Source organism: Altererythrobacter chaiwopuensis, from assembly GCF_054957735.1.
In genome coordinates this window covers 90,253-108,935 of sequence record NZ_JBTXJF010000001.1, presented here as the reverse complement: position 1 = coordinate 108,935, position 18,683 = coordinate 90,253, and the positions used below count along the sequence as shown (strand labels likewise).

General features: G+C 59.4%; 16 protein-coding genes. 8 read left to right on the top strand and 8 right to left on the bottom strand.

Going from position 1 to position 18,683, the window contains the following annotated elements; all coding sequences use genetic code 11:
* Nucleotides 1-75: 75 nt before the first annotated feature.
* Nucleotides 76-918, bottom strand: coding sequence for a TauD/TfdA dioxygenase family protein (locus ACX3VQ_RS00495; protein ID WP_462579007.1), 843 nt, complete (start codon nt 916-918; stop codon nt 76-78).
* Nucleotides 915-3,755, bottom strand: coding sequence for a DNA gyrase subunit A (gene gyrA, locus ACX3VQ_RS00490; RefSeq protein WP_462579006.1), 2,841 nt, complete (start codon nt 3,753-3,755; stop codon nt 915-917). The genes ACX3VQ_RS00495 and gyrA overlap by 4 nt, the downstream gene beginning before the upstream one ends.
* Before the next feature lie 303 nt (nt 3,756-4,058).
* On the opposite strand from gyrA, the gene ACX3VQ_RS00485 reads away from it, so the two are divergent.
* Nucleotides 4,059-5,429, top strand: a complete 1,371-nt coding sequence (locus ACX3VQ_RS00485; protein ID WP_462579005.1) for a hypothetical protein — start codon at nt 4,059-4,061, stop codon at nt 5,427-5,429.
* A gap of 69 nt (nt 5,430-5,498) precedes the next feature.
* Here ACX3VQ_RS00485 and ACX3VQ_RS00480 read toward each other — a convergent pair whose 3' ends face one another.
* Genes ACX3VQ_RS00480 through ACX3VQ_RS00465 form a run of 4 tightly spaced genes read right to left on the bottom strand, consistent with a single transcriptional unit; the run spans nt 5,499 to nt 8,207 of the window.
* Nucleotides 5,499-6,212, bottom strand: coding sequence for an NYN domain-containing protein (locus ACX3VQ_RS00480; RefSeq protein ID WP_462572137.1), 714 nt, complete (start codon nt 6,210-6,212; stop codon nt 5,499-5,501).
* A gap of 40 nt (nt 6,213-6,252) precedes the next feature.
* A complete protein-coding gene (locus ACX3VQ_RS00475; RefSeq protein ID WP_462579004.1) occupies nt 6,253-6,894 on the bottom strand; it encodes a carbonic anhydrase in 642 nt (213 codons plus the stop codon).
* A 24-nt stretch (nt 6,895-6,918) separates the two neighbouring features.
* Nucleotides 6,919-7,227: a P-II family nitrogen regulator gene (locus tag ACX3VQ_RS00470; RefSeq protein WP_462579003.1), complete on the bottom strand. Its 309-nt coding sequence runs from the start codon at nt 7,225-7,227 to the stop codon at nt 6,919-6,921.
* Nucleotides 7,224-8,207, bottom strand: coding sequence for a sodium-dependent bicarbonate transport family permease (locus tag ACX3VQ_RS00465; RefSeq protein ID WP_462579002.1), 984 nt, complete (start codon nt 8,205-8,207; stop codon nt 7,224-7,226). The genes ACX3VQ_RS00470 and ACX3VQ_RS00465 overlap by 4 nt, the downstream gene beginning before the upstream one ends.
* Nucleotides 8,208-8,288: 81 nt before the next feature.
* On the opposite strand from ACX3VQ_RS00465, the gene lipA reads away from it, so the two are divergent.
* Nucleotides 8,289-9,245: a lipoyl synthase gene (gene lipA / locus ACX3VQ_RS00460; protein WP_462579001.1), complete on the top strand. Its 957-nt coding sequence runs from the start codon at nt 8,289-8,291 to the stop codon at nt 9,243-9,245.
* Complete coding sequence (locus ACX3VQ_RS00455) at nt 9,245-9,706, top strand: type II toxin-antitoxin system RatA family toxin (protein ID WP_462579000.1); 462 nt, start codon at nt 9,245-9,247, stop codon at nt 9,704-9,706. Before lipA ends, ACX3VQ_RS00455 begins: the two co-directional genes overlap by 1 nt.
* On the opposite strand, the gene ACX3VQ_RS00450 is transcribed toward ACX3VQ_RS00455, so the two are convergent.
* Together ACX3VQ_RS00450 and ACX3VQ_RS00445 are read right to left on the bottom strand one after the other, a co-directional pair.
* A complete protein-coding gene (locus ACX3VQ_RS00450) occupies nt 9,667-10,173 on the bottom strand; it encodes a CinA family protein (protein ID WP_462578999.1) in 507 nt (168 codons plus the stop codon). The two genes, ACX3VQ_RS00455 and ACX3VQ_RS00450, sit on opposite strands and share 40 nt — an antisense overlap.
* Before the next feature lie 13 nt (nt 10,174-10,186).
* Nucleotides 10,187-11,335: a bifunctional 2-C-methyl-D-erythritol 4-phosphate cytidylyltransferase/2-C-methyl-D-erythritol 2,4-cyclodiphosphate synthase gene (locus tag ACX3VQ_RS00445; RefSeq protein ID WP_462578998.1), complete on the bottom strand. Its 1,149-nt coding sequence runs from the start codon at nt 11,333-11,335 to the stop codon at nt 10,187-10,189.
* An 80-nt stretch (nt 11,336-11,415) separates the two neighbouring features.
* Between ACX3VQ_RS00445 and dusB the strand changes: the two genes are divergently transcribed.
* Genes dusB through ntrX form a run of 5 tightly spaced genes read left to right on the top strand, consistent with a single transcriptional unit; the run spans nt 11,416 to nt 18,610 of the window.
* Nucleotides 11,416-12,432, top strand: a complete 1,017-nt coding sequence (dusB, locus tag ACX3VQ_RS00440) for a tRNA dihydrouridine synthase DusB (RefSeq protein WP_462578997.1) — start codon at nt 11,416-11,418, stop codon at nt 12,430-12,432.
* Nucleotides 12,429-13,526, top strand: coding sequence for a two-component system sensor histidine kinase NtrB (locus ACX3VQ_RS00435; RefSeq protein ID WP_462578996.1), 1,098 nt, complete (start codon nt 12,429-12,431; stop codon nt 13,524-13,526). The genes dusB and ACX3VQ_RS00435 overlap by 4 nt, the downstream gene beginning before the upstream one ends.
* Nucleotides 13,523-14,935 (top strand): sigma-54-dependent transcriptional regulator, encoded by a 1,413-nt coding sequence (locus ACX3VQ_RS00430; protein WP_462578995.1) that lies wholly within the window; start codon nt 13,523-13,525, stop codon nt 14,933-14,935. Before ACX3VQ_RS00435 ends, ACX3VQ_RS00430 begins: the two co-directional genes overlap by 4 nt.
* 58 nt (nt 14,936-14,993) lie before the next feature.
* On the top strand, nt 14,994-17,237 hold the full coding sequence (locus ACX3VQ_RS00425) for a sensor histidine kinase (protein ID WP_462578994.1): 2,244 nt from the start codon (nt 14,994-14,996) through the stop codon (nt 17,235-17,237).
* Complete coding sequence (gene ntrX / locus ACX3VQ_RS00420; RefSeq protein ID WP_462572150.1) at nt 17,237-18,610, top strand: nitrogen assimilation response regulator NtrX; 1,374 nt, start codon at nt 17,237-17,239, stop codon at nt 18,608-18,610. Before ACX3VQ_RS00425 ends, ntrX begins: the two co-directional genes overlap by 1 nt.
* The last annotated feature ends 73 nt before the right edge of the window (nt 18,611-18,683 follow it).

Below are 18,683 nucleotides of genomic sequence, written 5' to 3'. Positions count from 1 at the left end.
AAGATCAATTTGTAACATGTTAATGTGATTGGGTCGGCGCTGGAATATCGCCACCAAGCTTCTGTATTCAACTATCTAGGCCGTCCAACCCGCAATGGTCGTGCGGTGCAGCTCACGCCGGTAGCCTTCGTAACCACCAGTTGCCTTGTGCAGGACAGAGCGGTTGTCCCACATAACCAGCATGTCCGGTTCCCACCGGTGGCGGTAGATAAACTCCTCACGGCCTTGCCATTCGGCAAGTTCAGACAGAATGCCGATCGCATCGGCTTGTGCCATGCCTTCGATCCCGACGATATAGCCTAGGGTAGAAAACAGCGCTTCCTCACCGGTTTCAGGATGGCGTTGCACTAGCGGATGAAGCTGCGTGGCGCGCGCGCTTTCATCTGGCCGAATCGCCATGCTACGGCCCCGGTCCTTATCGCCATAAGCCCCTTCAGGTGCGTACGCCATTTGGGCGCTATGGATCGCGATTAGCGTCCGCAGATACTCCTTGCGGCGGTCAGGCAGCGCTGCGAATGCCGCAACCTGATCCGCGAACAATGTGTCGCCACCGGTCGGCGGAATCTCGATAGCGAGCAAGCAGGTTCCGGCCGGCGGAGCCGCAAGAAAGCTCCAGTCGCTATGCCAGTTTTCGGCAAAGAGGGGTGTCTGCTCGTCGGCCTCGCGCAGGATTGCAGCAATGTGTTCACGACCTTCGATGGGAGCGAAGAACGGATCCTCGCCAAATCCGCCCATCGCAATAGTGAAGCGTTCAAGCGCGTCATCGTCCATGCTCTGGTCGGCAAAGGCGAGCACTTTGTACTTGAGCCATGCTGTTCGGATCTCGGCAATCAGCGCAGGCGAGAGTTCTTCCATCAGGTCAATTCCAGAGACGCGCGCGCCGCAAATCTGGCCTGACGGAATCACGGTGAGCGTCATCCGCCTGGCTCGCCTTCGATGTCCCGGTCGGATTGCGGCGGCGTGTAAGGTGTCGTCTCTTCGCTGCCGCGCCCTGCCATTTCCTCGACCACGGCTTCTTCCGCTTCGTTTTCGGGCGCCTCGGTTTCATCGATCAGCACTGCGCTGACAATGGTTTCGTCTTCTGACACGTTGAACAGCCGCACGCCGGCCGAGCTTCTCCCGATCACGCGGAATGCTTTTTCAGCAGCATCTTCGTCATCGGTCAGATGGCGCAGGCCAAGCGGCAAGCGGATCAGCTTGGCCTGGTCGGTTACCAGCATCAGTTGTTGGTCGTGGCGAACCGGGAAGCTCGCCACCACCGGGCCGTTGCGCTTGATATTGTCAATGTTGACGATGCCTTGGCCGCCGCGCCCGATGCGCCGATATTCATAGGCGGACGAAACCTTGCCATAGCCATTGGCGCAGACAGTAAGGATGAATTGCTCATTCTCGACGAGCTCCGCAAAGCGCGCGGGATCGAGTTCGGGCTCACCTTCTTTCTCGGCCTTCCACGGCGCGAATTTCACATATTGCTCGCGTTCGTCTGCGTCGGTGCCGACACGGTGGAGGATCGAAAGCGAAACAACTTCATCATCGGCCTTCAATTTCATGCCCCGAACGCCGGTTGAGGTGCGCGAGGTGAACTCGCGGACATCATCACCCGCAAAGCGGATCGCCTTGCCCTGGCGCGTGGCGAGCAGCACATCATCGGCGGCCTCGAGCAAGGCCACTCCGATCAGCTTGTCATCGCTGGCATCGTCGAACTTCATGGCATATTTGCCGTTCGATGGAATGTTGGTGAAGGCGTCCATGCTGTTGCGCCTGACGTTGCCTTTGGCAGTGGCGAATACCACCGAAAGCGCACCCCAGCTTGCTTCGTCTTCCGGCAGCGGCAATACGGTGCGGATTGTCTCGCCATCTTCCAGGGCAGGAAGCATGTTCACGATCGGCCGACCGCGCGTATTGGGTCCGCCTTCGGGCAGTTTCCAGACTTTAAGCCGATAGACCTTGCCCGATGTCGAGAAGAACAGCACGGGATTGTGCGTGCTGGTAACAAACATCTCCCGCACGGCATCTTCGTCCTTGGTGGACATGCCTGCGCGGCCCTTACCCCCGCGGCGCTGCGCGCGGAAGGTGGAGAGCGGGGTACGCTTGATGTAGCCATCATGGGTGACGGTGACGACCATCTCGTCGCGCTCAATCAGGTCCTCGTCTTCGAGCCCATCCCATGCGGGAGCGATTTCGGATACGCGCGGCGTCGCATAGGTGGCGCGGATTTCCTCTAGCTCTTCGCGCATCAAGCCGTACAGCTTGGCGCGGTCCGCCAGAATCGAGAGGAATTCCTCGATCGCCAGGGAAAGCTCTTTCAGCTCACCGCCTATCTCATCGCGGCCAAGCCCAGTGAGGCGATGCAGGCGCAGATCGAGGATGGCCTTTACTTGCCGCTCACTAAGGCGATATGTGCCTCCCTCTTGATCGGCATCGGGGTCCATCGCTTCAATCAGGCGGATATATTGGGCGATATTGCCGATCGGCCAGTCACGGGTGAGCAATTTTGCCCGTGCTTCGGCGGGATTGGACGAACCGCGGATTATTGCGACCACTTCATCAAGGTTCGAAACCGCAACCACCAGGCCCAGCAATATATGCGCACGGTCGCGAGCCTTGTTGAGTTCGAACTTGGTGCGCCGGGTGATGACCTGTTCGCGGAACTGGATGAAGGCCTGGATGATGTCACGCAGAGTGAGCACTTCGGGGCGCCCTCCCTTGATCGCCAGCATATTGGCCGGGAAACTCGCCTGAGCCGGCGTGTATCGCCATATCTGGTTGAGCACGACTTCGGGTGACGCATCGCGCTTCAAATCGATCACCACCCGCACGCCCTCGCGCGAACTTTCGTCGCGAATATCGGAAATGCCCTCGATCCGCTTGTCCTTGGCCGCCTCGGCGATCTTCTCCACCAGCCCGGATTTGCCGACCTGGTAGGGAATCGAAGTGAAGATGATCGACTGACGGCCTTCGCTTTTTGCGCCCCGCGTCGCTTCGATCTCGTGCCTCGCGCGCATAAGCACCGAACCGCGCCCGGTGGTATAGGCGGCCCGCGCGCCCGATTGTCCCAGTATCAGGGGGGCGGTCGGGAAGTCTGGCCCCGGGATATATTCGATCAGTTCCTCAGTCGTGATCGCAGGGTTATCAATGAATGCCAGGCAACCGGCGATCACTTCGCCCAGATTGTGGGGCGGAATATTGGTAGCCATGCCCACCGCGATCCCACCTGCACCATTGACGAGCAGATTGGGGAAGCGCGCCGGCAGGACCGTAGGCTCTCGGCGCGAACCATCATAGTTATCGGCGAAATCGACAGTATCCTTGTCGAGATCGTCAAGCAGGCTATTGGCGACTCTGGCAAGGCGCGCTTCGGTGTAGCGCATCGAGGCCGGGGGATCGGGATCCATCGAACCGAAGTTCCCCTGGCCATCGACCAGTGGGACGCGCATCGACCAAGGCTGCGTCATACGCGCCAGCGCGTCATAGATCGCACTGTCGCCGTGCGGGTGATAGTTACCCATCACGTCGCCGACGATCTTGGCGCTCTTGCGATAGGGACGGCCCGCGACAAAGCCGCCTTCCTGGCTGGCGAACAGGATCCGGCGATGCACCGGCTTCAATCCGTCGCGCACGTCAGGCAGGGCGCGGCTCACAATTACGCTCATCGCGTAATCGAGATAACTTGCCTTCATCTCATCGACGATGTCGATGCGTTCGAATTCACCCAGTGGGTGAGGCGGCGGAAGGGTTTCGGTATCGTCGGTCAAGATGGGTCCGATCTAGCGCTGAGTGCGGGCTAAAGTCTGGTCCTTTATGTAGGCGCAGGCAGGTGCTTTCGCCACCGCTTGTCCGGCTCAAAAGCCGGACACAGGGTGTTTTTTCCACACATAGCGGCCCTTCTGGCACTTAAGCTGGCACGAGTTTGCTGCGTGTTCCATTCAAAGCGCGTTCAGCACGTTTGACATAGGGAGAATTGCAAATTCGGCAAAGGCAGGCCATGGCACCGCCCGCATGTAATAATCCAGACGCCTGATCGAGGCGTTGCATCTTTGGTTTCAGGAGGCATCACAATGCGTTTTCTCATTTCCAATTCGCGTACCCGCAAGAAAGCCGGCTCGCATTTCGCTATGGCGATCGCGCTGGCGACTGGCACTGCGATGCTAAGCGGCGTGGTTGCAGAGCCTGCACAGGCTCAGCGCGAAAAGAAGGATCGCAAAAAAGAAAACAAGCCGGAATATTCGAAGGAGTTCATCGAAATGTTCCAGCCCATGCAGGAAGTCGTCAATGCAGAAGGCGGCGATATTGCATCGATCAGCCCACAGTTTGGCAATCTGATTGCCTTGTCGGTGTCGCCAGATGAAAAGATCGTGGCCGGCGGACTGATATACAATGCTGGTGCAAAGACCGGTGACCGGGCTGCGCAGCTCGAAGGAATGAAGTTGATGCTTTCGAGTAGGAAGGTGGAAAGCGAGAATGTCGGGCGTTACAACTTCATTTCCTACCAGCTTGCCAACGCTCTGGGGCAGTATTCAGATTCGCGTACCTATCTACAGCGAGCGATCGATGGTGGTTTCACAGCCGACAATGTATCCAAGCCGATCATGCAGATCGCAATGGCGGAAAGCTTCATTACCGAAGAACGTTTTACGGAAGGTCTCGACTATCTCTCGAGAGCAATCAGCGAAGCCAAGGCGGAAGGCCTGCAGATCGATGAAGCGTGGTATCGCCGCGGCTTGAGCGTGGGCTACAACAACGAGGTTGTGCCGCAGGTCTATGACTTCGCTGCGGGCTGGGTTAAGGATTATCCTTCGCCCACCAATTGGCGCGACGCCATCAACATCGCTCGCAACCTCAACGAGTTCGATTCTTCTGCGATGCTTGATCTGCTGCGCCTGTCACGGCGTGTCGATGGGCTCCAGAACAAACAGGAATTCATCGCCTATGTCGAAGCTGCCGATCCGCGTCGGCTGCCCAAGGAAGTGAAGCGGGTGATAGAGTTCGGCTACTCCTCCGGCCGGGTAAGCCGTGACGATATCTATCTCTCGGATTCGCTGAAAACCGCCGATTCTCGCATTGCCGCTGACCAGGCCGAACTGCCGGCACTGGAACGCGATGCCAATGCAGCTGGCGCCGGATTGCGCACGGTCGTTGCGGCGGGTGATGCCTTCCTGAGCTATGATCAATATGCCAAGGCTGAAACCTTCTATACCAAGGCGCTTGGAATACCCGGCGTTGATACGAATATGGTGCTTACCAGGCTTGGCCTCGCCCAGGCTGAGCAGGGCAAGTTCGATGAAGCTCGCGCAAACTTCGCCAAGGTTACGGGCCCACGGGTTCCGATTGCGAAACTGTGGACCGCCTATGTGGATCAACGCGACAAGGCTGCGCCTGCAGCACCGGCAGAACCGGCGGCTGCTACCGCAGTTGACAGCCCTGCCTGATTTCGAAGGCTGATTGCCCGATCAAGCGCGGTCCCTTCAGCGGGGGCCGCGCTTTTTGCGGTCAATTCTTCAGCGCAAGCGCTTGACGTAGACCTGGCCATCCGAGCCGCGCTTCATTTCGAAACGGTCAAGCGAACGGATCAACTCCGATAGCCGGCGAAAGCCATAGTTGCGGACATCGAAGCTGGACCGGTTGCCGGCGATCTGGCCGACTTCTTGCAGTTTGGCGAAGCCTTCATCGTCGCGGTTCGAGGCCTTCCAGGCCCCGCCAAGAAGCTCGATCAGCTCCTCATCTACCGTGTTCTCGCCGGTTCCTGCAGCCGCACCACTGGTTCCTTCGCCCTTGATGAGTTTGCCAATGTCGATGAAGCGCGTGCACGCGGTGCGCAGCGCTTCCGGCGTCTTGGCGTCGCCAAAACAATAAACCGGCAAACCATCTTGCCGAAGCCGAGTAATCAGCGGGGTAAAATCGCTGTCGCTGCTCATGATCCCGAAGCCGTGGACCTTGCCCTGGTAAAGCAGGTCGACCGCGTCGATCGTCATCGCCATGTCAGTGGCGTTCTTGCCGCGCGTGAGATCGAATTGCTGGTGCGGACGAATGCCATAGCGATTGGTAATATCGGCCCAGCGCTTGAGCGCATCCTTGGCCCAATTGCCATAGGCGCGGCGGATGTTCACCTGTCCCAGCTCAGCCAGGACGGTAAGCACGGCATTTATTCCGCCCGGATCGACATTGTCGGCATCAATCAACAGGGCGATGTTCTTGGCGTTCATTTCAGACATGTCGCATTACTTGGAGTTAACGACACGCCCGGGCAAGGGATTAATCGACAGCCTTGAAATCACCGCTGGCATCGTCATGCACATACAGCACTCCCTCGGAAATAGCGAAAAAGGCACCGCGAAGTTTAAGTTCGCCGCTGATTTCCTTTTCAGCCACCCATGGAAATGTGCGTAAGTTGGCCAGGCTCACCTTTACCGCTTCAAGTTCCATAGCGCGTTCTGCCTCGCGGCTCTGAGTGCCATATTGCGCGGCAACGGGCTCACGCGCTTCATCAAGCAAGTGGATCCAGTCGGCCATGAACCCGCCTTTGCCAGGATCGTTGCCGTGAAAATCTCTCGTCAGCGCTGCCTTGCAGCCGCCGCACATCCCATGGCCCATGACCACGATCTGCTTTACCCGCAGCATCTGGACGGCAAATTCAACCGCCGCAGACACCCCGTGATGCCCGGCGCTAGTCTCGAATGGCGGAACCAGGGCGGCGACATTCCGCACGACAAATATCTCGCCCGGATCCACATCGAAAATCTGCGCAGGATCAACCCGGCTGTCGCTGCAACCGATGATCATCAACTTAGGACTCTGCCCCTCTGCCACCAGCCTGTCGAAGCGGGCCCTCTGGCGCTGATAGCCATCAGCACGAAAACGCTTATAGCCTTTCAGCAGTTCGGCAAACTCAGGCATCGATAATCAAACCTTGCACGGGTGTTAGAAACGTTCGCCGCGGATTACCTGCACGTCCCACATGCTCAGCAATAATCCATGTGACGTCAGGATTGGGGCGATCTCTTCTGCGAGACGCATGGCCTTGTCTTCAGGCGCAATCGTCAAGATTAGCACCTTGTCGGTGCCCATTACGCGTTCTTCGCGCCAGTGCCCATCGCGGCCCTTGCCGGATTGCACCGGAACAATCGTCCAACCTGTGATTTCGGCTCGCTCAATTGCTGCCGTGACACGCTTTACCAGCGCGGTATCTGAAAGGATTTCGATCCGCTTGCGAATAACAGTCTCGATCATGGTGCGGAGCCTCCCAAGCTTGCGAGCGCCGAGGCGAAGGCGCTGATCAGGCCGATGTTTATGAGTATGTTGAACGGGAAAGTGATGCTGAGCGACATGGTGAGGTAAATCCCCGGATCCGCTTCAGGTAACGCAAGCCGCATGGCTGCGGGCACCGCGATATAGCTGGCGCTTGCGCACAGTACGCCAAGCGCAGCCGCTGAGCCGACGTCGAGGCCGATTACGGTCCCGAGGGCTGCGCCCAGTGCGCCATTTACCAGAGGCAAGCCAATCGCAATCACGATCAATCGCAAGGTCAGCGCTCGGGCATCCATGATCCTGCGCGCTGCGATCAGCCCCATGTCGAGCAGAAACAGGCAGAGGACGCCTTTGAAGCCCGCCTCGAAGAAGGGGCTGACCTCGGAGAAACCATCCGCTCCGCCGATCATGCCGATTGCAAAGGCGCCCAGCAGCAGCACCACCGAAGCATTGAAGAATACCTCGTGCAACAGTTCTCCCTTGGACTGATCGCCATTGGCGCCAAGGCCCCTTGCAAGCAGCAAGCCTGAGAGGATTGCAGGCGTTTCCATCGCTGCCATTACCGCCACCATGTAGCCGCCGGGCGGCTTGCCCTGAGCTTCAAGGATTTCAACTGCGGTGACGAAGGTTACCACGCTGACCGAACCGTAATGCGCTGCAACAGCGCCCGCATTGATCCGATCTAGACGGCCAAAGCCCTTCAGGACCGCTTGCGCATAGAATGGTATCAGGAAACTCGCGGCGATCCCGGCAGCCAGCGCCGCCAGCACCGTTCCATCGATACCTGATTTGGAAACCGCGACACCACCTTTGAGGCCAATGGCAGCCATCAAATAGAGCGACATGCCCTTTGCAATCGCCTCTGGGATCGCAAGGTCGGATCGGGCGAAAGCCGCGAGCAATCCGAGAACAAAGAACAACACCACCGGGGAAGTGAATGTTTGCAGAGCGCTTGCGTCCATGAGCCTGCCGTTAGCCAAGCATAAGTATTTGGGCAAGATGGAGCCATTGCGCGGCGCAACGGCTTTCCCTAGATGAGCGCCATGAACGACCTCTCGTCCAATCCGCCGGGCAGCGAAAGCCCGCGCCCCGCTCGCCAGCGCAAGCCAGACTGGATCCGCGTAAAGGCGCCCGTCAGTGAGGGTTATAATGAGACACGCAAGTTAATGCGTGAACTCAACCTCAACACGGTGTGCGAAGAGGCGGCATGCCCCAATATTGGTGAATGCTGGACCAAGAAGCACGCAACGGTGATGATCCTGGGCGATGTCTGCACGCGGGCCTGCGCGTTTTGTAACGTCAAGACCGGGATGCCGCGTATGGTAGATCCGATGGAGCCTGAGAATACTGCGATTGCCGCAGCCAGGATGGGGCTGGAACACATCGTCATCACCAGCGTCGACCGCGACGATTTGCCCGATGGCGGGGCAGGGCAGTTCGTGAAGGTGATCAAGGCGCTGCGGCGCGAGACGCCCGATACCACAATCGAGATCCTCACGCCCGATTTCCGCGGCAAGATGCGCGCTGCTGTGGAAGCTATTTGTGAAGCGGGCCCAGACGTTTACAACCACAACCTCGAAACTGTTCCAAGGCTGTATCCGACCATCCGGCCCGGTGCTCGCTACTATGCTTCTTTGCGCCTGCTGGAAGAGGTGAAGCGCCACGATCCGATGATCTTCACCAAATCCGGCATCATGCTGGGGCTGGGTGAGCAGCGGCTTGAAGTGCATCAGGTGATGGACGACATGCGCAGCGCCGAGGTCGATTTCATCACCATGGGGCAATATCTCCAGCCGACACCGAAGCATGCGACGGTTGAGGAGTTTGTGACGCCTGATGCGTTCAAGGCCTTTGGCTCGATCGCTCGCGCCAAGGGTTTCCTGCAGGTCGCCGCAAGCCCGCTGACGCGCTCGAGTTATCACGCTGGCGACGACTTTGCGCAGATGAAGGCCGCGCGTGCTGAAAAGCTGGCCAAGGCACAAGCCCCCCAGAAGGCCTGATGCCAGGAGTCCGCGAGACCAGGCGATTGCCATATAGCGCCGAGCAGATGTTCGATCTGGTGGCTGATGTAGGTCGCTATGCCGAATTCTTGCCTTGGGTGATTGCCACGCGCGTGCGCTCCAACACTGAAACCCAGATGATTGCTGACATGGTGGTCGGCTTTAAATCACTGCGCGAAAAATTCACCTCGCGGGTCGAAAAGGATCGCCCGCATGTGATCGATGTCCATTACGTCGATGGCCCGCTCAAAGACCTCGACAACACATGGAAATTCCGGGCACGCCCCGATGGCGGTTGCGAAATAGATTTCTCCGTCGAATTCACGTTTAAAAGCCGGGTGTTTGAACGGCTCGCCGGACAGTATTTCGACCGCGCCTTTCACAAGATGGTAGCTGCGTTCGAGGCGCGCGCCGACGAGGTCTACGGAAGCAGCAACTCGAGTGCGCACAGCGTCGCCTGATGGCGAACACCAGCGCGGTCGAGGTCGTTGAACAGCTTGAGTTCGCCTTCGGGCTTGTCGTCGCCATTACGGGTTGCCCGGGCAAAGACAACCGTGCCGACCGGCTTGAGCTTGGTTCCGCCGTCGGGCCCGGCCACCCCGCTGATAGCTACCGCCACATCGGCATTGCTGCGCTCAAGCGCGCCCTTGGCCATGGCCCAAACGCAGGCAATCGACACCGCACCGAATGTCTCGATAATGTCGAGCGGGACACCCAGGCTCTCCATCTTGGCCTCGTTGGAATAGGTTACGAAGCCGCGATCGAGCACGGCGGACGAACCTGGCACTTCGGTCAAGGCTGCCGCCACAAGGCCGCCAGTGCAGCTTTCGGCGAGTACGATCTTGCGCCCAGCCGCACCGTTTTGCTCAACCACCTTGCGGGCCAGCTCCTCAATGTCGGCGGGCAACAGTTTACCTGTGTCTATCATGCCTCTCTGCCTCCTAGTAACGCTCAAGGCAGGCCACTGCCTGTGCCGCAATTCCTTCTCCGCGACCCGTAAAGCCAAGCCGCTCGGTTGTCGTCGCCTTGACGCTGACCTGTGTCAGATCAACGCACAAGAGCGCGGCCAGTTTCTCGCGCATCGCATCCCGATATGGGCCAATTCGCGGTTCCTCGCAGATGACCGTCACATCAAGGTTGGAAATCCGGTATCCGGCGGCATTGACCAGAGTCACCGCATGTTCGACAAACAGGGGGGAGGGCGCACCCTTCCATTGCGGGTCCGAAGGGGGGAAATGAGTGCCGATGTCGCCATCTCCGATCGCGCCCAGCAGGGCGTCGACAACGGCGTGAAGTGCAACATCGGCATCGGAATGCCCGGCCAGACCGCGACTGTGCGGGACATGTACCCCGCAGAGCCAGAGTTCCTCACCTTCGACGAGCCGGTGGACATCGAATCCCTGACCAATCCGCATTGGGGGAAGTGCAGCCATCAAGTCCTCCGCAAAGGTTACTTTCCTAAGCAGTTCGTCGCCTTCGACAAGTGCGACATTGCCGCCCGCTGCGATCAGCACCTGCGCATCATCCCCAGCGTCGGGTGCGCCCAGCCACGCGCGATGCGCGGCCAGGATGGCGTCAAACCTGAATGCCTGCGGGGTCTGCACGCGCCGCAATTGCTCGCGCGCGGCCGCACCGCTCATCATGTTGCCAGCTGCAATCGCCAGGCTGTCGACTACCGGCAGGACCGGGATCGCCCCGGCATACTGGCCAAGCGTAGCGAGCAGGCGATCGATTACGGAGCGGGCCAAGCCGGGACGCGCGGCATCATGGATGAGCACCCGCTCCGGAGTTTGAGACGCGAGCGCCTCTAGCCCGCTACGAACCGATTCCTGGCGTGTTGCGCCGCCGGTGACGAGGCGGCAGCTATCGAGCCCGGTCAGTGCGAGCCGGGCGAGCTCCTCGGCGTCGTCGGCGATCACGACAATCACCTCGCTGGCCCCGCCATCCAGCATTGCCTCCACCGAGTGGCGCAACAAGGGCTTGCCGCGCCACCTGGCAAACTGCTTGGGCACATCGCCACCCGCGCGCAGGCCTTTGCCGGCCGCGACCACTATGGCCGCAAAGGAGGGAGGAGTGGAGCTATTGTTCACGGGCGCTCGCGCTTAAGGACTGGACGGGCCAAGTGCAATCCACTATGCGCTGCCCAAATTTTAGGCAACTGCATCAATTCATGACCGCGCTCCCAGCTCCGCCGGCCTTAAAGCCGATAAAGATCGGGCCTGTCACCATCGACACACCGGTGGTGCTTGCGCCGATGACGGGTGTCACTGATCTGCCGTTCCGGCGGCTCGTGCGGCGCTATGGTTCGGGCCTTAATGTCACAGAAATGATCGCCAGCGAGGCGGCAATTCGCGCCACGCGGATCAGTATTCAAAAGGCCGAATGGGATCCGGCGGAGGAGCCGGTATCGATGCAACTGGTGGGCTGCGATCCGGCCAGCATGGGCGAAGCCGCCAGATTGCAGCAGGGCAATGGTGCGGCGATCATCGACATCAACTTCGGCTGTCCCGTGCGCAAGGTCGTGGGCCAATATGCCGGAAGTGCGCTGATGCGCGAAGTGCCGCTGGCGACAAGGTTGATCGAAGCGACAGTCAAGGCAGTGGACGTGCCGGTAACCGTGAAGATGCGGATGGGCTGGGATCACTCCAGCCTCAATGCCCCTGAACTGGCCAGGATTGCCGAGGATCTGGGGGTCAAGATGATCACCGTCCATGGCCGTACCCGCAACCAGATGTACAAGGGGCATGCCGATTGGGCCTTTGTCCGCAAGGTAAAGCAGGCGGTCTCGATCCCCGTGATCGTCAATGGCGACATCTGCACGATCGACGATGCGGCGCAGGCGCTCGAACAATCGGGCGCAGACGGATTGATGATCGGGCGCGGCGCCTATGGCAAGCCGTGGTTGCTGGGCCAGATAATGCATTGGTGGAAGACCGGTGAAAAGCTCGAGACCCCGGATTTCGACGAACAATACGCAACCTTGGTCGAGCATTACAACGACATGCTCGAACATTATGGCCGCGAAACCGGGGTCAAGATCGCGCGCAAGCATCTGGGTTGGTATACCAAGGGCATGCATGGCTCGGCAGAGTTTCGCAATCAGGTCAATTTCATCGACGATGCCGACCAGGTTCTGGGTGAACTGGAACGCTTCTACGTTCCGTTCCTGCGGCGCCGTGCTGCGTGAACCGGGTGGCTGACGTCGCTGGCGCCATCCCCGACCACGCGGCGCAGATCGGCGGCCTGGTATTCGCCGTGCTGCTGATCGACGGCCGCGGCAGGATCGCGCAAACCAACCACGCCGCAGAAATGCTGCTGGGCAAAAGCGAGAAGCGGATGTCCCGCCAGTGTTTGACTGAAGTTGTCACTCTTCACGACGAGCGCGTGCTCGATCACCTGGCCCGGCCCGACGCTTCGCTGGTTGCGCGCGACATAAGCCTTTTTGTCGATGGGCAGGAACACCGCGTGAATCTCACTCTCTCGCCGCTGTCAGCCTTTCCCGGTTGGCGCGTTGTCACGCTTTCCGAAACGGGGCATGATGATGCTTCGGGCGAGCAGGAGGGTGAAGCCGCGAGCCTTGGTGCTCCGGCAATCCTCGCGCATGAAATCCGCAATCCACTGGCCGCGATCCGCGGTGCGGCGCAGCTGGCCGCGCGCAGGCTTGAGCCCAAGGACCGCGGGCTCGCCCGCGTGATCACCGATGAAGTTGACCGGATCGCGAGGTTGATCGACCGGATGCAGCAGCTCGGGCGTTCGACACCGGAGGAATTGGGGCCCACCAACCTGCACGAAGCGATCCGTTCTGCGATCGCCACAGTGCGAGCGGCGGGAACCGAAGGCATCGAGATCCACGAGGAATTCGATCCCTCTTTGCCGCCGGTGCTGGCCAATCGCGACGCGCTGGAACAGGTGCTCATCAACCTCATTTCCAATGCGCGCGATGCGCTTTTCGGAGGCGAGGTGGAAAATCCGCAGATCAGTGTGCGCACTCGCTTTGTCAGCGGATTTGCCTTCAGCGCGGTTCGCCTTGGACGCACAGTGAAACTGCCGATCGAGATCACCGTGACTGATAATGGTCCCGGCATCGATGAAGCGCTGCGCGATCACATCTTCGAGCCCTTCGTCACTTCTAAGAAGTCGGGGCAGGGGTTGGGGCTGGCACTGGTGCGCAAGCTGGTGCGCGACATGCAGGGGCGCATCGGGCACGAGCGCGATACACGCGAAGGCTTGACCCATTTCCGCATTCATCTTGCGGTCGCAACTTGGGAGAAGGGCGCATGAGCGGATCGATCCTGCTGGTCGAGGACGACCGTTCTATCGCCACCGTGATCACGGCAGCGCTGGAGGATGAAGGCTTCTCGCTGCATCATTGCGAAAGCATCGCGGCGCGCGACCGCCTGCTGGCGGAACATCGCTTCGATGCCATGCTGACCGATGTTGTTCTGGGCGATGGCGACGGGATCGAGACGCTCGATGCCGTGCGCGCGGCAGACCCGGACATGCCGGTGATCGTGTTGTCCGCTCAGAACACACTCGACACCGCAGTGCGGGCAAGCGAAACGCACGCCTTCGAATATTTTCCCAAGCCGTTCGATCTCGACGAGCTTGTGCGTGCGGTAAAGCAGGCTGCCGGCCAGCGTTCTGGGGCGGAGCCGGCACCCGCTACCGAAGGTGACGGCATGCCGCTGGTTGGGCGCAGCCAGGCGATGCAAGGCGTTTACCGCATGATCACGCGGGTTTTGCGTAATGATCTGACCGTGCTGGTGACCGGCGAATCGGGCACGGGCAAAGAACTTGTTGCCGAAGCGATCCACCAGCTCGGCGCGCGCAAGTCCGGCCCCTTCGTTGCGGTCAACACTGCTGCGATCCCCTCCGAACTGATCGAGAGCGAGCTGTTCGGCCATGAGAAGGGCGCCTTCACCGGCGCCGTGGCGCAGGCGATCGGCAAGTTCGAGCAGGCCAATGGCGGGACCTTGTTCCTTGACGAGATTGGTGACATGCCGGCAGAAGCGCAGACCCGCCTGTTGCGGGCCCTCCAATCGGGGCGGATCCGCCGGGTTGGTGGACGGCAGGAAATTTCCGTCGACGTTCGTATCATTGCGGCGACCAATCGCGACCTGGCTCCACTGATAGCCGAGGGGAAATTCCGCGAAGACCTGTTTTACCGACTTAATGTGGTTCCGATCGAGATTCCGCCGCTGCGCGAGCGGCGCGAAGATATCGAGGTGCTTGCCCAGCACTTCCTCAACCTCGCAGCTGAAGATGGTTTACCGCGTCACCAGATTACGCGCGATGCACTGAGGCGCCTTGAACAGCGGCATTGGCGCGGCAATGTGCGCGAGTTGCGCAATGTCATCTATCGACTTGCGCTGCTGGCGCGCGAGGATGTGATTGAGGGCAAGGTACTAGACGAGATTATCGGCCCTGAACGCGAGACCACGCCTGCCGATCGGCAGATCGACTTCGGCGGCGCGTTGCAATTGTGGCTCGCCGCCAATCATCCGCCGCCTGGAGCGCTCTATCATCATGCGCTTGCTGCATTCGAAAAGCCGCTGATGGAATATGCCCTTATGCAGACCGGCGGCAACCAGTTACGCGCCGCGAAGCTGCTTGGAATCAATCGCAATACCTTGCGCAAGCGGTTGGGTGAATTGGCGATCAACGCTGACCGTTTCACCCGGCCAACCTGACCCGAGCGACAAAAAACAACTTGCATAACTGCAACAATACAGTTGTATCTATGCAACTATGCAGCCACCCGCAGGTCAAGTTTTAAAAGGTGCTCCGCGCTGGTGGCGTCGGTTCTCCCTCACCGCTCGCCGTGCAAACCTGTTCGTGTGGCTCGAAGTGGCTTCGGCCCTGGCGTTGCTGGTTGCGGTTTGGAGCGCATGGTACGCCTTTACCAGTGCGCCGCCCGACGGGACGATGCTGCCATCGCCCCAGGTCTCTTTTCTGTTGGTCGGCGCCTTGGTTCCTGCGATGGCCCTGGCGGTGCTGTTCGGAAGGCGCCTGGCGATGCGCCGCGCCGCTGGCAGCACGGCACGCTTGCATGTGCGACTCGTGTTTTTTTTCTCGCTTATTGCAGCCGTCCCAACGCTGCTGGTGGCAGGATTCGCGGCCTTCCTGTTTCAATCGGGCGTCGACTTCTGGTTTTCTGATGAGTCGCGCGGCCTGATGAACAATGCCAATGAGCTGGCTCAGGGTTATTATGACCAGAACCAGCGCGATGTTGCGGAAGAAACCGTCACCATGGCGGGGGACATGCGGTACTATCTCCAGCGGGGATCGCTGGCTGAAGAGGGCTTTGCCGATGTCTATGCCTATCAGGCGCAGGCTCGCGAAATCTCGGAAAGCGCAATTCTGCAACAATTGCCCGATGGCTCGCTGCGCACAGCGGCAATCCTGAATTTGGCTGAAGGCAGCCGTCCGCTGGAATTCAGCAAAATGGCTTTGCCCAAGCTCGACAATGGCGAGTTGGTGGTGGTTGAAGGCAGTTCGGAACGCATCGCGGCCCTGGCACCGATCGATCGCGAGGCCGGGATATATCTCTACAATGCGCGCAGCCCCGAAGAAGATTCGTTCAACTATTGGGAAAAGGCCCGTTCGGTTGCCGCGACCTATGAAGTCCTGACCAAGCGGGCGAGAGCGCTCCAGCTACGCTTCAATCTTGCCTTGTTCGTTGTCAGCCTGGCGCTGGTTGGGATCGCGGTTTGGTTCGCGCTGCGTTTCGCAGATCGTCAGGTTCAGCCGTTGACCGACCTGGTTGCGGCCGCGCGTGAGGTGGGTTCAGGCAATTTCTCGATGCGGGTTGCGGGGCGCACAGGGGCGGATGAAATTGGCCTGCTGAACCGCGCCTTCAATCGCATGACTTCGCAACTTGAGAAGCAAACCCAGGCGCTCGTCAACGCCAATCGCCAGATCGACGATCGACGAGTTTTCATGGAAGCGGTGCTGGATTCGGTTACTGCAGGTGTGATCTCGACCGATCCAAAGGGTCAGGTGCAATTGATGAACGGGTCTGCGCAAGCATTGCTCCAGCAACACGGCCAGCAGAGTTCGGCAGTCGGGATGCAGCTGAGCGATCTTTCTCCGCAAATCTCGGCAATGATCGAAGCCGGCCTACGCAGCGGGATCGTAACTCACTCCAATAACAATGAATTGCTGACGCTGGCAGTCAAAATTGTGCCCGAAAATGGCGGTCATGTCATAACGTTTGAGGATATCACTCGCCAATTGCTCGACCAGCGCCAGGCGGCATGGTCGGATGTCGCGCGCCGGATCGCGCATGAAATCAAAAACCCGCTTACCCCGATCCAGCTTGCCACCGAGCGGCTGAAACGGCGCTATCGCCGCCAGATAAAAAGCGATGGCGAACTGTTTGACGAATTGACCAACACCATTGTCAGGCAGGTAGGCGATCTCAGGAAAATGGTTGATGAATTCAGCTCTTTCGCGCGCCTGCCCAAGCCGACTTTCCGCCACGAAGACGCGCTTGACCTGGTGCGTCAGGCGCTGTTCTTGCAGGAAGTGGCGCACCCGCAGGTGAATTTTGCGCTTACGCACGATGATCTCGAAACCGCTGCGATCAATTGCGACCGCCACCAGTTCGGCCAGGCGATGACCAATGTGATCAAGAATGCGGTTGAAGCTGTGGAGGCACGCCAACGCAATGCCGAACCCGATTTTCGCGGCAATGTGTCAGTGACCATGAGCGACGATTTGTCGCATCTCACAATCACAATCGAAGACAATGGTGTTGGCTTGCCGCAGGAACGCGACCGCATAACCGAACCCTATGTGACAACGCGGGAAAAGGGCACCGGACTGGGCTTGGCGATCGTCAACAAGATCGTCGACGAGCATGGCGGCGACATGAGCTTTTCCAATGGGGAAGCGGGGGGAACGCGCGTTGTGATGCGGTTTGCGCGCGATCCGCTGGAACACGGACCTGGCAAAAGAAACGAAAGCAATGAACAAAGGGAGATGCCGTAATGGCACTCGAAATCCTGATCGTTGACGATGAACGCGACATTCGCGAGCTGGTCGCCGGTGTATTGAGTGACGAAGGCTATATCTGCCGCACCGCAGCTGACAGCACAAGCGCACTAGCCGCGATCGACGAGCGCCGCCCCAGCCTGGTATTGCTAGATGTATGGCTTCATGGCAGCCAGATGGACGGGCTCGAAGTGCTTGATGCAATCAAGGCTCGCGAACCCCAGCTGCCGGTGATTATCTTTTCAGGCCACGGCAATATCGACACGGCGGTGTCTGCGGTCAGCCGCGGTGCGATGGACTTTATCGAAAAGCCCTTTGAAGCCGAGCGCCTGTTGCTGCTGGTCGAACGGGCCACAGAAACCGAACGGTTGCGGCGGGAAAATATCCAGCTTCGCGAAGGATTTTCGCGCGGCGAGGAATTTACCGGCAACTCGTCGGTCATCAATGCAGTGCGCGCAACCCTCAAGCGAGTCGCCAGTACCGGCAGCCGCGTTCTGATCTCCGGCCCGGCGGGCGCGGGCAAAGAGGTTGCCGCCCGCCTGCTGCATAGTTGGAGCCCGCGTTCCGGCCACGCATTCGTGATCGTCAACTCCGCCCGCATCACCCCGGAGCGCTTTGAGCAGGAGCTTTTTGGTGAGGAAGCAGACGGTAAACTCGTGCGGCCGGGACTGCTTGAGCTGGCCGATGGTGGCACGCTTTATCTCGACGAAGTCGCTGACATGCCGCTTTCGACTCAGGCGCGCATACTGCGCGTTCTGACCGAGCAGAGCTTTGTGCGTGTTGGCGGCAGCAGGCAAATCGGGGTTGACGTTCGGGTGGTTTCTTCGACTTCGCGCAACCTGGCGCAGGAAATGGCCGACAAACGTTTTCGCGAAGATCTGTTCTATCGGCTCAATGTGGTGCCGGTTTCGATTCCCTCACTGGCCGAACGGCGCGACGACATTCCGGCGCTGGCTGAACATTTCTTCACGCGCTACGCCAGTGAGCAGGGGGTTCAGCCGCCAGAGATATCCCAACCGGCAATGGCGGCATTGCAGGCACATGACTGGCCCGGCAATGTGCGTGAATTGCGTAATGTGGTTGAACGCACGATCATCATGACCCCGCGCGATGAATTGAGCATGGTCGAGCCGCAGATGTTGCCAAGCGAGATTACCGGCGCGGCGGGTGAGCCGGTTGGCCCAACTATCTCCGATGTCATGGGCGTGCCCTTGCGTGAGGCGCGCGAAAGCTTTGAACGCGAATATCTGATGGTGCAAATTCGCCGTTTCTCGGGAAATATTTCGAAAACGGCGAGCTTCATCGGTATGGAGCGCTCTGCCTTGCACCGAAAGCTGAAGCTGCTGGGGATGACTGATCGTAAGGATTAGGAGCAGTACCGTTAGGCGCTTGGATCACCATGGTGCGGGATTTTACGCGATAAACTCCATTGCCCAAGGCGCT